Source organism: Micromonospora halotolerans (genome assembly GCF_032108445.1).
GTDB classification, from domain to species: domain Bacteria; phylum Actinomycetota; class Actinomycetes; order Mycobacteriales; family Micromonosporaceae; genus Micromonospora; species Micromonospora halotolerans.
In genome coordinates this window covers 4,236,476-4,249,089 of sequence record NZ_CP134876.1, presented here as the reverse complement: position 1 = coordinate 4,249,089, position 12,614 = coordinate 4,236,476, and the positions used below count along the sequence as shown (strand labels likewise).

The 12,614-nt window shown below is 73.8% G+C and carries 14 protein-coding genes; 8 read left to right on the top strand and 6 right to left on the bottom strand.

Annotation, left to right across the window (positions count from 1 at the left end):
- The first annotated feature begins 18 nt into the window (after positions 1–18).
- The 3 genes from RMN56_RS20275 (at position 19) to RMN56_RS20265 (ending at position 1,989) form a co-directional block, all read left to right on the top strand.
- Positions 19–417, top strand: a complete 399-nt coding sequence (locus RMN56_RS20275; protein ID WP_313719084.1) for a response regulator — start codon at positions 19–21, stop codon at positions 415–417.
- A gap of 211 nt (positions 418–628) precedes the next feature.
- A complete protein-coding gene (trpD, locus tag RMN56_RS20270; protein WP_313719082.1) occupies positions 629–1,675 on the top strand; it encodes an anthranilate phosphoribosyltransferase in 1,047 nt (348 codons plus the stop codon).
- A gap of 104 nt (positions 1,676–1,779) precedes the next feature.
- Complete coding sequence (locus RMN56_RS20265) at positions 1,780–1,989, top strand: hypothetical protein (RefSeq protein ID WP_313719081.1); 210 nt, start codon at positions 1,780–1,782, stop codon at positions 1,987–1,989.
- 478 nt (positions 1,990–2,467) lie between these two features.
- Here RMN56_RS20265 and RMN56_RS20260 read toward each other — a convergent pair whose 3' ends face one another.
- Both RMN56_RS20260 and ctaC read right to left on the bottom strand, forming a co-directional pair.
- A complete protein-coding gene (locus tag RMN56_RS20260; protein WP_313719080.1) occupies positions 2,468–2,893 on the bottom strand; it encodes a cytochrome c oxidase subunit 4 in 426 nt (141 codons plus the stop codon).
- Between the two features lie 10 nt (positions 2,894–2,903).
- Positions 2,904–3,875: an aa3-type cytochrome oxidase subunit II gene (gene ctaC / locus RMN56_RS20255; protein WP_313719078.1), complete on the bottom strand. Its 972-nt coding sequence runs from the start codon at positions 3,873–3,875 to the stop codon at positions 2,904–2,906.
- Positions 3,876–4,046: 171 nt separating this feature from the next.
- Between ctaC and RMN56_RS20250 the strand changes: the two genes are divergently transcribed.
- Together RMN56_RS20250 and RMN56_RS20245 are read left to right on the top strand one after the other, a co-directional pair.
- Positions 4,047–5,198 carry a cysteine desulfurase family protein gene (locus RMN56_RS20250; RefSeq protein ID WP_313719077.1) on the top strand — a complete coding sequence of 384 codons (1,152 nt, stop codon included), beginning with the start codon at positions 4,047–4,049 and terminating at the stop codon, positions 5,196–5,198.
- Positions 5,195–5,431 carry a sulfurtransferase TusA family protein gene (locus tag RMN56_RS20245; RefSeq protein WP_313719075.1) on the top strand — a complete coding sequence of 79 codons (237 nt, stop codon included), beginning with the start codon at positions 5,195–5,197 and terminating at the stop codon, positions 5,429–5,431. Before RMN56_RS20250 ends, RMN56_RS20245 begins: the two co-directional genes overlap by 4 nt.
- A gap of 47 nt (positions 5,432–5,478) precedes the next feature.
- On the opposite strand, the gene RMN56_RS20240 is transcribed toward RMN56_RS20245, so the two are convergent.
- The 4 genes from RMN56_RS20240 to RMN56_RS20225 all read right to left on the bottom strand — a co-directional run bounded on the left by RMN56_RS20240 (position 5,479) and on the right by RMN56_RS20225 (position 9,116).
- On the bottom strand, positions 5,479–6,453 hold the full coding sequence (locus tag RMN56_RS20240; RefSeq protein ID WP_262282358.1) for a carbohydrate kinase family protein: 975 nt from the start codon (positions 6,451–6,453) through the stop codon (positions 5,479–5,481).
- Positions 6,454–6,653: 200 nt separating this feature from the next.
- On the bottom strand, positions 6,654–7,022 hold the full coding sequence (erpA, locus tag RMN56_RS20235; protein ID WP_107079767.1) for an iron-sulfur cluster insertion protein ErpA: 369 nt from the start codon (positions 7,020–7,022) through the stop codon (positions 6,654–6,656).
- Between the two features lie 157 nt (positions 7,023–7,179).
- Entirely contained in the window at positions 7,180–7,839 is a 660-nt protein-coding gene (locus RMN56_RS20230; RefSeq protein WP_313719072.1) for a DUF4232 domain-containing protein, read from the bottom strand.
- 116 nt (positions 7,840–7,955) lie between these two features.
- A complete protein-coding gene (locus RMN56_RS20225) occupies positions 7,956–9,116 on the bottom strand; it encodes a glycerate kinase family protein (protein ID WP_313719071.1) in 1,161 nt (386 codons plus the stop codon).
- Between the two features lie 44 nt (positions 9,117–9,160).
- Here RMN56_RS20225 and nadA point away from each other — a divergent pair, with 44 nt between their 5' ends.
- The 3 genes from nadA (at position 9,161) to RMN56_RS20210 (ending at position 12,614) form a co-directional block, all read left to right on the top strand.
- The gene (nadA, locus tag RMN56_RS20220; protein ID WP_313719069.1) at positions 9,161–10,336 is read left to right on the top strand and encodes a quinolinate synthase NadA; all 1,176 of its coding nucleotides are present in this window, start codon (positions 9,161–9,163) and stop codon (positions 10,334–10,336) included.
- Positions 10,337–10,493: 157 nt separating this feature from the next.
- Complete coding sequence (gene murA / locus RMN56_RS20215) at positions 10,494–11,906, top strand: UDP-N-acetylglucosamine 1-carboxyvinyltransferase (RefSeq protein WP_262282353.1); 1,413 nt, start codon at positions 10,494–10,496, stop codon at positions 11,904–11,906.
- Positions 11,907–12,005: 99 nt separating this feature from the next.
- Positions 12,006–12,614: a DUF3043 domain-containing protein gene (locus RMN56_RS20210; protein WP_262282352.1), complete on the top strand. Its 609-nt coding sequence runs from the start codon at positions 12,006–12,008 to the stop codon at positions 12,612–12,614.

Below are 12,614 nucleotides of genomic sequence, written 5' to 3'. Positions count from 1 at the left end.
GGTGGGAGCCACGTCACGATGAGCGATCGTCTTTGCACCGTCCTGCTCTACAGCGACGACCCGAAGGTCCGTGACCGGATGCGACTCGCCGTCGGCACCCGGCCCGCCCCCGGGCTCGAGATCGAGTTCGTCGAGGCCGACGACTACGCCGGATGCGTCCGGCTGGTCGACGACTACGAGATCGACCTGCTGCTGCTCGACGGCGAGGCGAGCCCCGGCGGCGGCCTCGGCATCGCCCGCCAGATCAAGGACGACCGGGACGACGCCCCGCTGACCTGCGTGGTGCTGGCCCGCGCCGCCGACCGCTGGCTGGCCGCGTACGCCGAGGTCGACGCCACCCTGACCCACCCGCTCGACCCGGTGACCGCCGGCACCACCGTCGCCGAGCTGCTGCGGCGCACCCACGCCGCGGCCTGAGCCACCCCGCGACGACTCCAGCTCGGCTGGAGCCGTCGTCCCGGCGTCACGGCGACGCGGCCGTGGCGCTGGCTCTCGGCCCTGATCCGGCCCCTGCGCCGACCGGCGGCGCTCCGGTCGGGTGAAGGTCGTCGGCCCTGATCCGGCCCCGCGCCGCCCGGCGGCGCGGACCGGCAACACCCCCTTCTCACGCCCGCTCGGGAGGCCCGCCATGGGCGAACGGACCTGGCCGCTTCTGCTCAACGCGCTGCTGCGCGGCGAGGAGCTCTCCACCGCCGACACCGCCTGGGCGATGGGCGAGATCATGGCCGGCTCGGCCACGCCGGCCCAGATCGCCGGCTTCGCCGTGGCCCTGCGCACCAAGGGCGAGACCCCCGCCGAGCTGGGCGGCCTGGTCGAGGCGATGCTGACCCGGGCGGTCCCGGTGGTGCTGCCCGAAGAGATCCGGGCCACCGCGCTGGACGTGGTGGGCACCGGTGGCGACCTCGCCCACACGGTGAACATCTCCACCATGGCCGCGCTGGTGGTCGCCGGGGCCGGCGTCCGGGTGGTCAAGCACGGCAACCGGGCCGCCTCCTCCTCGTGCGGCACGGCCGACGTGCTGGAGTACCTGGGCGTCCCGCTGGACCTCGACCCCGAGCAGGTGGCGCGCTGCGTGACCGAGGCCGGCATCGGCTTCTGCTTCGCCGCCCGGTTCCACCCCGGGATGCGGCACACCGGCCCGGTACGCCGCGAGATCGGCGTGCCCACGGCGTTCAACTTCCTCGGGCCGCTGACCAACCCGGCCCGCCCCCGGGCCGGCGCGGTGGGCTGCTTCGACCCACGGATGGCCCCGGTGATGGCGGCCGTCTTCGCCGCCCGGGGCGACTCGGTGATCGTGATGCGCGGCGAGGACGGGCTGGACGAGTTCAGCACCGGCGCGCCGACCCGCGTCTGGGTGGCGCAGCAGGGGGCCGTCAGGGAGGCGCTGCTGGACGCGACGGAACTCGGGGTACCCCGGGCCACCCTGGCCGACCTGCGGGGCGGTGACGCGGCGTACAACGCCGACGTCGTGCGGCGGCTGCTGGCCGGCGAGACCGGCCCGGTCCGCGACGCGGTGCTGGTGAACGCCGCGGTCGCGCTCGCCACGCAGGGCCCGCTCGACGGTGACCTCCACGAGGCGCTGCGCGCCGGCCTGGCCCGGGCGACCGAGTCGGTCGACTCGGGCGCGGCCGCCGGCGCCCTGGAGCGCTGGCTCGAGGTGGCCGGCACGCTCTGACGGGTTTTGTCGGACCTGCGTGCCAAACTACACGGGAGTAATCTTCCGCTTTCCGCCGTTGCGCCGCCGCCAACCGGCGGGCACCGGAACGAGAGGAGACGCCCGTGTCGGACCGCGAGCTCTACTGCGACAGCTGCGAGGGCGTCGTGCTGTTCGAGGCGCCCCCCTGCGTCGACGGGCACGGCGCCGACTGCCCCGAGCTGATCTGCACGGGCTGCGGAGCGGCCGTGCTCATCGCCACGTTCGCCTTCCGCGCCCCGCGCCTGGCCAACCGCCGCGCCGCCACTCGCAGCACCACCCGCCGCGCCGCCTGATCCGCTCCCGCCCGGCAGACCGGCCCGCACGGGCCATGCAATCGAAGCGGCAAGACCGCCCCGACGGGCAGCCCGAACGGAAGCGCCAAGACCCGCCGGAGCGGCGGAAGCGGCAAGGGCCACGCCGAATGGGCCCGGCTTTTGCCGACGCGATCCGCCCACGCCTCCGCCGCGCGCGGCCGCATCCCACCGCCCAGCACGGCTGCAGCCCACCGGCGTGCACGGTCCAGCCTCCGCTCGCCCGCGCCGCACCCGACCGCCACGCGCCGCACCAGGCCGCCGCACCCGGACCACCCGCCACGCCACGTCATCAGGCGCCGCACCGCGCCGGCCAAGCCGCCGCCGTCCGCACCAGCCGGCGCACGGCCCACTCGCGAGAACGCCCACGCTCGAGGACGGCGGGGAAAGCGGAAGGGCCGGGAAATGCGGAAGGCCCGCGGCCCCCGAGGGGGACGCGGGCCTTGCCGGTGGTTCGGGGTCAGTGCTCGGCGGTGCGCCGGGTGCCGGAGTAGTACTCGAAGAGCAGGCCGCAGGCGCCGAAGACGACCGCCACCATGCCCAGGCCGATCAGCCAGAACTGCCAGAAGACCAGGCCGAGACCGGCGATCGCGGCGGCCAGGGCCAGGCCGAACGGCCAGTAGCTGCCCGGGCTGAAGAAGCCGATCTCGCCCGCGCCGTCGGCGATCTCGCCGTCCGCCCGGTCCTCAGGCCGCAGGTCGATGCGGCGCGAGACGAACCAGAAGAAGCCGCCGCACATCGAGCAGAGCAGGAAGGACAGCAGCAGCGCCACGGTGCCGACCCACTCGACTCGGCCGCCGTCGCCGTACGTCCAGGCGCCGTAGAGGATCGCCGCGCCGAAGAGGAACGTCGCGATGATCAGGAAGATCTTCCACTCGGTCTTCATGCCGGACCCCTCAGCTTCCCGCGCCGGCCGTCGCGTCGGACGGGTTGAAGTTGGCCGTGTTGCGCCGCGTCTTGAACGGCACGGTTTCGGTGGCGTACGGGTCCTCGCCGATCGCCGAGAGCGCGTCCTGGGTCGACTTGCCGGCCTTCTTGGCCGCCAGGAACTGGTCGTACTTCTCGGGCGAGACGACCCGCAGCTCGAAGTTCATGAAGGCGTGGTAGCTGCCGCACAGCTCGGCGCAGCGGCCGACGAAGTGGCCCTCCTGGTCGATGCTGGAGACCTCGAAGGTGTTGCGGATGCTGCCCGGCATGACGTCGCGCTTGAACAGCAGCTCCGGCACCCAGAAGGAGTGGACGACGTCGCGGCTCTGCTCCTCGAACCGGATCGACTTGCCGCTCGGCAGGACCAGCACCGGGATGACCTCGCTGGTGCCCAGCACCGAGGCGACGGTGTTGGCGTCGCGGCCCTGGCCGTCGCGGTAGTTGAACTGCCAGTTCCACTTGAAGGCGACGACCTCGACGGTGACGTCGGGGTTCTTCGACTCCTTCACCACGTCGGTCTGCACCACCGCGGTGTAGTAGAAGAGCACGGAGACCACGAGGATCGGCGCGATGGTGTAGAGGAACTCCATCGGCAGGTTGTAGCGGGTCTGCACCGGCAGCTCGTTGCCGCGCTTCCGGTAGCGGATCACGCACCAGAAGATCAGGCCCCAGACGAACACGCCGACCGCGAGGGCCGCGATGCAGGACGCGATCCACAGGTCGTACATCCGGTGCGACTCGGGCGTGATGCCGCCCTGCGGCCACCCGAAGCCGCCGAACGTCTTGCCGACGTCGCAGCCGGTGAGCAGAACCAGCAGCGCGGCTCCACCGAGACCGAGCCCGGCGAGTCGACCAGCACCACGCCGCCGGCCCCCGCCGGCCCCCGAGGAAGCGCTGTGCCGTACGGCCGACGGCCGTACCTCCGAACTCCTTGCGACCACCTGGTCCTGCCTCCCTAGCGCGCCGCGGTGATTGTTTCGCTCGACACCGACGGCAAAGGCGTCACCGACGGTCGCAGATTACTCGACCATGGCGGGCCTGACCGTCTTGGGGTCACTGTCCGCCCCCATCGGGGGGATCTTGGGCGTACCGGGGCGATAGCGTGGTCCTTCGTGAGCGCAATCCCGGTCTACCTGGACGCGGCCACCGCCGCCCCCCTGCACCCGGTCGCGCGGCAGGCGCTGCTGGCCGCGCTGGACGACGGCTGGGCCGACCCGGCCAAGCTCTACGGCCAGGCCCGCCGGGCCCGCCAGCTCCTCGACGCCGCCCGCGAGGCCGCCGCGCAGACCCTCGGCGTCCGCGCCGACGAGCTCTCCTTCACCCCCAGCGGTACAGCGGCCGCGCACGCCGCCGTGCTCGGGGGCCTGTCCGGGCGGCGCCGGACCGGGACGGCCCTGGTGCACTCGGCGATCGAGCACTCGGCGGTGCTGCACGCCGCGGAGCGGCACGTGGCGGGTGGGGGCGACGCGGTGTGCGTACCCGTGGACCGGCTCGGCCGGGTGGACCTGGACGCCTGGGCGGCGGCGGTGGCCGCCCCCGGCGTGGCCCTGGCCGCCCTGATCGGGGCGAGTCACGAGGTGGGCACGGTGCAGCCGGTGCCCGCGGCGGCGGAGCTCTGCGCCGAGGCGGGGGTGCCGCTGTACGTCGACGCGGCGCAGCTGGCCGGCCGGGCACCGCTGCCGGCCGGCTGGTCGGTGCTGAGCGCCAGCGCGCACAAGTGGGGCGGGCCGCCCGGCGTGGGGCTGCTCGTGGTGCGCAAGGGCACCCGCTGGGAGTCGCCGTTCCCGGCCGACGAGCGGGAGTCGGGGCGTACCCCGGGGGTGGTGAACCTGCCGGCGGTGGTGGCCGCGGCGGCGAGCCTGCGCGCGGCGACGGCCGACGCGGCGGCGGAGGCGGCCCGGCTCGGGCCGCTGGTCGACCGGATCCGGGCCCGGGTGGCGGCCGAGGTGCCGGACGTGGAGGTGGTCGGCGACCCGGTGGACCGCCTCCCCCACCTGGTCACGTTCTCGTGCCTGTACGTGGACGGGGAGGCGCTGCTGCACGCGCTGGACCGGCGGGGCTTCGCGGTCTCCTCCGGCTCCTCGTGCACCTCCTCGACGCTGCGGCCGTCGCACGTGCTGGAGGCGATGGGGGTGCTGTCGCACGGCAACGTCCGGGTGTCGCTGCACCGGGAGACCACCGAGGTCGACGTCGACCGGTTCCTGGCCGAGCTGCCCGGGGTCGTCGCCGGCCTGCGCGCCGAGGCGGGGGTGACCGGCCTGTGAGCGCGAGGAGCGAGCCGGACGAGGTGCTCGACTGCCGGGGCCAGCGCTGCCCCCTGCCTGTGATCAATCTCGCCCGGAGGTTGCCCGAGCTGCCGGTCGGCGCGGTGGTCCGGGTGCTGGCCGACGACCCGGCCGCGGCCGTGGACATCCCGGCGTGGTGCCGGATGCGCGGCCAGCAGTTCGTGGCCGCCCACCCGGACGGGCCGGGCTACGACGTGCGACGCAGTCACTGACCCCGCGGGTCAGCGGAGGTGGGCGAGGAGCCCCGGCACCGGGCCGGTCACTGCAGGTGCGGCCGGACGTCCTCGGCGGCCGCGTCGCCGTACGACTCGGCGAGCCGCTTGACGAACAGGTCCCGGCGGACCTCGTACTCCTGGCCGCCGAAGTTCTCCAGCACCAGCGTGGCGAGCAGGCAGCCGACCTGGGCGGCGCGTTCCAGGCCGACCCCCCAGTTGAGCGCGGCGAAGAAGCCGGCCCGGAAGCCGTCGCCGACGCCGGTCGGGTCGACCGCCTGGATCTCCCGGGCGATCGGCACGTGGATGGTGCCGACGTCCCGGCCGGCGATCTCCACGCCCTGCTTGCCCAGCGTGGTGACCCGGACCTTCACCCGCTCCAGCAGCTGGGCGTCGGTCAGCCCGGCCTTGCTCTGCAGCAGCGACTTCTCGTACTCGTTGGTCATCAGGTAGTCGGCGCCGTCGACCAGGCCGAGCACGTCCGCGCCGTCCATCCGGGCGAGCTGCTGCGACGGGTCGGCCACGAAGGCGTAGCCGCGCTCCCGGCACTCGGCGGAGTGCCGGATCATCGCGGCCGGGTCGTTGGCGCTGACCAGCACCAGGTCGAGGCCGCCGAGCCGCTGCGCCACCGGGGCCAGCTCGATGTTGCGGGCCTCGCTCATCGCGCCCGCGTAGAACGAGGCGATCTGGCACATGTCGGTGTCGGTGGTGCAGACGAAACGGGCCGTGTGGGCGATCTCGCTCACGTGCACCGAGTCGCAGTCGACGCCGTGCCGCTCCAGCCAGGACCGGTAGTCGGCGAAGTCCGCGCCCACCGCGCCGAGCAGCACCGGGCGCAGCCCGAGCTGTGCCATGCCGAAGGCGATGTTCGCGGCGGTGCCGCCGCGCCGGAGGACCAGCTCGTCGACGAGGAAGGACAGCGAGACCTTGTCCAGCTGGTCGGCGATGAGCTGGTCGGCGAAGCGGCCGGGGAAGCTCATCAGGTGGTCGGTCGCGATCGAGCCGGTCACGGCGATCTTCATGTCAACCCTCGTGGTCGGGAGCACGGCGCGGGTCAGCCTACCGGTCGCCCCGGCCGGTGGGTCGGGGGTCGGTCGACAACCGGTCGCCTCCCGTGCCTCCGGACCTCACCTCCCGGACACCCGCCGGAGAAGACGGAACGGCGGGGCCACCCCGTGAGGGATGGCCCCGCCGTCCGGCAGGCGTCGTCGGCCCCGTCGACTCAGCTGAACGAGTCGCCGCAGGCGCAGGAGCTGCCGGCGTTCGGGTTGTCGATGGTGAAGCCCTGGGCGTCGATCCGGTCGGCGAAGTCGATGGTGGCGCCGGCCAGGTAGGGGGCGCTCATCCGGTCGACGACGACCTCGACACCGCCGAAGTCGGTGACGACGTCACCGTCGAGCGACCGCTCGTCGAAGAACAGCTGGTACCGCAGGCCGGAGCAGCCGCCCGGCTGCACGGCGACCCGGAGCCGCAGGTCGTCACGGCCTTCCTGCTCGATCAGGGCCTTGACCTTCTGCGCCGCGACGTCGGTGAGGACGACGGTGCTGGGGGCCTTGGCCTCGGTCGACTCGGTCTGCGCTGGCGTGGTCACGTGGAAGTCTCCCTGCGCGGTATGGGGTCCGGACGCACTGGCCAACGCCGCACGTCCGCCAATGATTCCCGGTGTGGTCCAGATCCGATCCTACGCCGCTCCCACCGAGGTCACCCGGCGGCGTGATGACGGACTCGCCCCGATCGGGGGCGGACCGTCAGGCGGCCGGCGGGCGTCCGGCCGTGAACGAATCCACCTCGACCGTACCGCCGCAGGCCCGCCAGGCGCCCTCGACGGCCAGGTAGCCGGTGCCGCCCGGCGGGGTGAGCCGGAGCGCGGCGGCCGGCGGCTCGCACGGCGCTCCCTCGTCGTCCGCGCGGGGCACGTGGCTCAGGGTGACCGCGGTCCAGGCCGTGCCACCGGGTGCCAGCACCACCCGGTGCGCGGCGAGGTGCTGCCGCACCCGCACCGGGAGGGCCCGGCCCGTGGCGTCGACCAGCCGGACCGTGGGGAATCCGGCCAGCGCGCAGGGCCGGCCGGACCGGTTCGCCAGCGCGAGGTAGGCGGTCCCGCTGCCGGCGTGGCCGGACGAGCCGGCGGACGCCAGCGCGAGGTCGGCGGTACGGCAGTCCGGGGTCCCGGAGGCCGGTGGCGTCGGGCTGGTTGTCGGTCGCGCTGTGGCCGGCGGGGTGTGCGGGGCCGGCGAGGTGGTCGATGCGGTCGGGGCCGTCGGTGCGGTGGCGGAGGGGGCCTCCCGTGCCGGAGCGCAGGCCGTGAGCGCGAGGGCGGTCGCGCCCGCCGCCAGCGCGGCCAGCCGGCCGCCGGTCCGCCGCCGTGCCGCGGGATTCCTGGTCAGGTGAGCCGTGGTCGTGGTCATGTCGACCTCCTCGTCCGGTGTCCTGACGCACACGCGCCGGGTCCGGGCCGCGTTGCGGCCAGGGACCGTCGGGTGCGCGACACCGGTCACGGCGCGCGGAGGGCGTGCGGATCGGCTCAGCGGCTCCACTGGCCGGCGAGCCGGGCGCCGAGCGCCCGCAGCCCCTCGGCCGGGCGGCTCATCGCCGCCTCCACTCCCCCGCGCTCCTCGCCGCCGAAGTGCTCGACCAGGCTGTGCGCCTCGGTCACGCCGGCCGCGGCGGCCTCCCGCCGCCCGGTGCTCACCCGGCCGGCCAGCACCACGCAGGGCACCCCCCGGTCCCGGGCGGCCCCGGCCACCCCGGCGACCACCTTGCCGCGCAGCGACTGGTGGTCGAAGGAGCCCTCGCCGGTGATCACCAGGTCGGCGGTGTCCAGCGCGGAGTCCAGGCCGATGGCCCGGGTGACCAGGCCGATGCCGGACTCGCACCGGCCGCCGAGCGCGAGGACCGCCGCGCCGAGGCCGCCGGCCGCGCCGCCGCCGGGCAGCGCGCCGAGCCCCGTCGGGCAGCCCGGCAGGTCCCTCTCCAGCACCGCCGCCCAGCGCTCCAGGGCGGCGTCGAGCAGCAGCACGTCCGCGCGGGTGGCGCCCTTCTGCGGGCCGTACACGTTGCTGGCGCCGTGCAGCCCGAGCAGCGGGTTGTCGACGTCGGTGGCGGCGACCAGCGCCGCGCCGCGCAGCCGCGGCGCCCCGTCCAGCCCGGTCACCGCGGCGAGGGCCGCCCCGCCGTACGGCAGGGCCCGGCCGGCCCCGTCCAGCGGGGTGACCCCGAGCGGGGTGAGCATGCCGGCGCCGCCGTCGTTGGTGGCCGAGCCGCCCAGCCCGACCACCACGGTCCGCGCTCCCGCCTCGACCGCCGCGGCGACCAGCAGGCCCAGCCCGTAGGAGGTGGTCGCCTTCGGGTCCCGCTCGGCGGCGGAGAGCAGGTGCAGCCCGCACGCCTGGGCGCTCTCCAGGTACGCCATGCCGTCGTCGGTGAGCAGGATCTCACCGGCGGCGGGCCGGCCGAGCGGGTCGACCGTGGGCACCGGCAGCAGCCGGCCGCCGAGTGCCTCGGCGAGCACGGCGACGAACCCGGGGCCGCCGTCGGCCAGCGGCCGGACCAGCAGCTCGTCGGCGGGGGCGACCTCGCGCCAGCCCTCGGCCACCGCGACGGCCACCTCCTGGGCCGGCAGCGTGCCGGCGAACTTGTCCGGGCAGAGCAGCACGCGCATGCCGAGCAGTGTGGCAGGCCACATCCGTGGCGGCCGCGCGGCCGTCCCGCTGTGGGACCATGGGGGGCGTGACTTCGACCTGGGTTGAGCCCTCCAACACCGCCACTGCGCTGCTGCTCCTCGGCCGCGGCAGCGACCCCGCCACCGAGCGTGGCGTGGAGTGTCCAGGTGACCTCCCCGCGCCGAGCGACCCGGACCTGGTGGCCCGGGCGGCCGCGGCGAAGGCCGCGCTCGGCACGAAGGTCTTCGTGCTGGGCCACCACTACCAGCGCGACGAGGTGATCCAGTTCGCCGACGTGACCGGCGACTCGTTCAAGCTGGCCCGGGAGGCGGCGGCCCGCCCCGACGCGGAGTACATCGTCTTCTGCGGCGTGCACTTCATGGCCGAGAGCGCCGACATCCTCACCTCGGACCGCCAGAAGGTGATCCTGCCCGACCTCGCCGCCGGCTGCTCGATGGCCGACATGGCGGTGCTGTCGCAGGTCGAGACCGCCTGGGACGTGCTGACCGAGCTGGGCATCGCCGCGGACACCGTCCCGGTGACCTACATGAACTCCTCGGCGGACATCAAGGGCTTCGTCGGCCGGAACGGCGGCGTGGTCTGCACCTCGTCCAACGCGAAGCGGGCGCTGGACTGGGCGTTCGAGCAGGGGCAGAAGGTGCTCTTCCTCCCCGACCAGCACCTGGGCCGCAACACCGCCGTCCTGGAGATGGGCTTCTCGCTGGACGACTGCGTGCTCTACGACCCGCACAAGGCGAACGGCGGGCTGACCCCGGAGCAGCTGCGCGACGCGAAGATGATCCTCTGGCGCGGGCACTGCTCGGTGCACGGCCGCTTCACCCTCGACAGCGTCAACGACGTGCGCGAACGGGTGCCGGGCGTCAACGTGCTGGTCCACCCGGAGTGCCGGCACGAGGTCGTCAACGCCGCCGACCAGGTGGGCTCGACCGAATACATCATCAAGACCATCGAGGCGGCCCCGGCCGGCTCGGCGTGGGCGGTCGGCACCGAGCTGAACCTGGTCCGCCGGCTGGCGCTGGCCCACCCGGACAAGCAGATCATGTTCCTCGACCGGGCAGTCTGCTACTGCTCGACGATGAACCGGATCGACCTGCCGCACCTGGTCTGGGCCCTGGAGGAGCTGGTCGCCGGCCGGGTGGTCAACCAGATCACCGTCGACCCGGACACCGCCGCACACGCCCGGGCCGCGCTGGACCAGATGCTCGCCCTTCCCGGCGCCTGATCACCCTCGGTCACATCACTGGTACGGAAACGCGCCGGAATCCCCGGTTCGTGCCCTGACTGGTGATGTGACCGATTCCATTCTCGTCACGGAGGGCTATGCTGCCGGGGCGACGACTCACGCGGTCCGTTTTGACGGGGCCGCCATCCGGGTAGCGATGCAGATCGTGCACCTGACTCATCTACACGGCAGCACCAACGCGCTGGAGGTTGCGTTGACCGACGACGTCCTGGTCGTACACGGAGGCACTCCGCTCGAAGGGCGGATCCGCGTGCGCGGCGCGAAGAACCTCGTGTCCAAGGCGATGGTGGCCGCCCTGCTGGGCGACACCCCCAGCCGACTGTTCGACGTGCCCCGGATCCGGGACGTGGAGGTCGTCCGCGGGCTGCTCGGCCTGCATGGCGTCAAGGTCAGCGACGGCGAGGAGGACGGTGAGCTGGTCTTCGACCCGTCCAACGTCGAGAGCGCCAGCACCGACCAGATCAACGTGCACGCCGGCTCCAGCCGGATCCCGATCCTGTTCTGCGGCCCGCTGCTGCACCGGCTCGGTCACGCCTTCATCCCCGACCTGGGCGGCTGCCACATCGGCCCGCGCCCGATCGACTTCCACCTCCAGGCGCTGCGCGAGTTCGGCGCGACCGTGGACAAGACCCCGGAGGGGCTGCACCTGTCGGCGCCCAACGGGCTGCACGGCACCAAGTTCGCCCTGCCCTACCCGAGCGTGGGCGCCACCGAGCAGGTGCTGCTCACCGCGGTGATGGCCGAGGGCGTCACCGAGCTGCGCAACGCGGCCGTGGAGCCCGAGATCATCGACCTGATCTGCGTGCTGCAGAAGATGGGCGCGATCATCAAGGTGCACACCGACCGGGTGATCGAGATCCAGGGTGTGAAGCGGCTCAGCGGCTACACCCACCGGCCGATCCCGGACCGGATCGAGGCCGCGAGCTGGGCGGCGGCCGCGCTGGCCACCCGGGGGCACGTCGAGGTGCTCGGCGCTCAGCAGGCCGACATGATGACCTTCCTGAACATCTTCCGCTCGGTCGGCGGCGAGTACGAGGTCACCGACCTCCGCCCGCCGCGCGGCGGCGGGCCGGGCCAGGAGGGCGGCATCCGGTTCTGGCACCCGGGCGGCGAGTTGAACGCCGTGGCGCTGGAGACCGACGTCCACCCCGGGTTCATGACCGACTGGCAGCAGCCCCTCGTCGTGGCGCTCACGCAGGCCCGTGGCCTGTCGATCGTCCACGAGACGGTCTACGAGCAGCGGCTCGGCTACACCGAGGCGCTGAACACGATGGGCGCCAACATCCAGGTCTACCGGGACTGCCTGGGCGGCACCCCGTGCCGCTTCGGCCGCCGCAACTTCAAGCACTCCGCGGTGATCGCCGGGCCGAGCAAGCTGCACGCGGCCGACCTGGTGATCCCCGACCTGCGGGCCGGTTTCAGCCACCTGATCGCGGCCCTGGCGGCCGAGGGCACCTCCCGGGTCTACGGCGTCGACCTGATCAACCGGGGCTACGAGGACTTCGAGGCCAAGCTGGCGGACCTGGGCGCGCACGTCGAGCGTCCCTGACGTCACATCCGCTACGACAACTCCAGCTCGGCTGGCGGCAGTCGCGCCCGGTGCACCCGCGATGTGCACCGGGCGCGGCTGTTTGGCTACCCTTGCCGCGTGCCGTCGCTGTTTCGCCGCAAGCCCACCGACCTCGTCGAGGAGTCCGTCACCCCGGTGACGACCGACGAGGCGTCCGCCGCCGCCCAGCCCCGGGGTTACACCCCGAGCAAGAAGGAGCTGGGGCTGACCACCCCGAAGCGGCCGGCCGCGGGTCGCCGCCCGGCCGCCCCGGCCCGTCCGCTGACCAAGGAGGAGGCCCGGGAGCAGCGCCGCGCGGCGCGCGCCGAGTCCGCGGCCGAGTTCCGGCGTGAGGGCGGCCCGCGCGACCGGGGCCCGGAGCGGCTGCTGGCCCGCAACGTGGTCGACTCCCGGCGCACGGTGGGCACCTGGTTCTTCGGCGGCGCGCTGATCGTGCTGCTCGGCTCCAACCAGGCCATGCCGCCGATCGTCCGGCTGCTGTCGAACGTGCTGTGGGGCGCGCTGGCGCTCGGCGTGGTGATCGACTCGGTGCTGATCACCCGGAAGATCAAGAAGCTGGTCCGCGAGCGCTTCCCCAAGAGCACCGAGCGGCTCGGCTCGCTCTACTTCTACGCGATCATGCGGTCGATCACGTTCCGCAAGATGCGCGCCCCGGCGCCCCAGGTGAACATCGGCGACAAGATCTGA

Coding starts and splice junctions, on each gene's coding strand:
- RMN56_RS20230 (WP_313719072.1), bottom strand. CDS start 7,839: ATGACCACGACCACGGCTCACCTGACCAGGAATCCCGCGGCACGGCGG.
- trpD (WP_313719082.1), top strand. CDS start 629: ATGGGCGAACGGACCTGGCCGCTTCTGCTCAACGCGCTGCTGCGCGGC.
- murA (WP_262282353.1), top strand. CDS start 10,494: ATGCAGATCGTGCACCTGACTCATCTACACGGCAGCACCAACGCGCTG.
- RMN56_RS20260 (WP_313719080.1), bottom strand. CDS start 2,893: ATGAAGACCGAGTGGAAGATCTTCCTGATCATCGCGACGTTCCTCTTC.
- RMN56_RS20275 (WP_313719084.1), top strand. CDS start 19: ATGAGCGATCGTCTTTGCACCGTCCTGCTCTACAGCGACGACCCGAAG.
- RMN56_RS20225 (WP_313719071.1), bottom strand. CDS start 9,116: ATGTGGCCTGCCACACTGCTCGGCATGCGCGTGCTGCTCTGCCCGGAC.
- RMN56_RS20240 (WP_262282358.1), bottom strand. CDS start 6,453: ATGAAGATCGCCGTGACCGGCTCGATCGCGACCGACCACCTGATGAGC.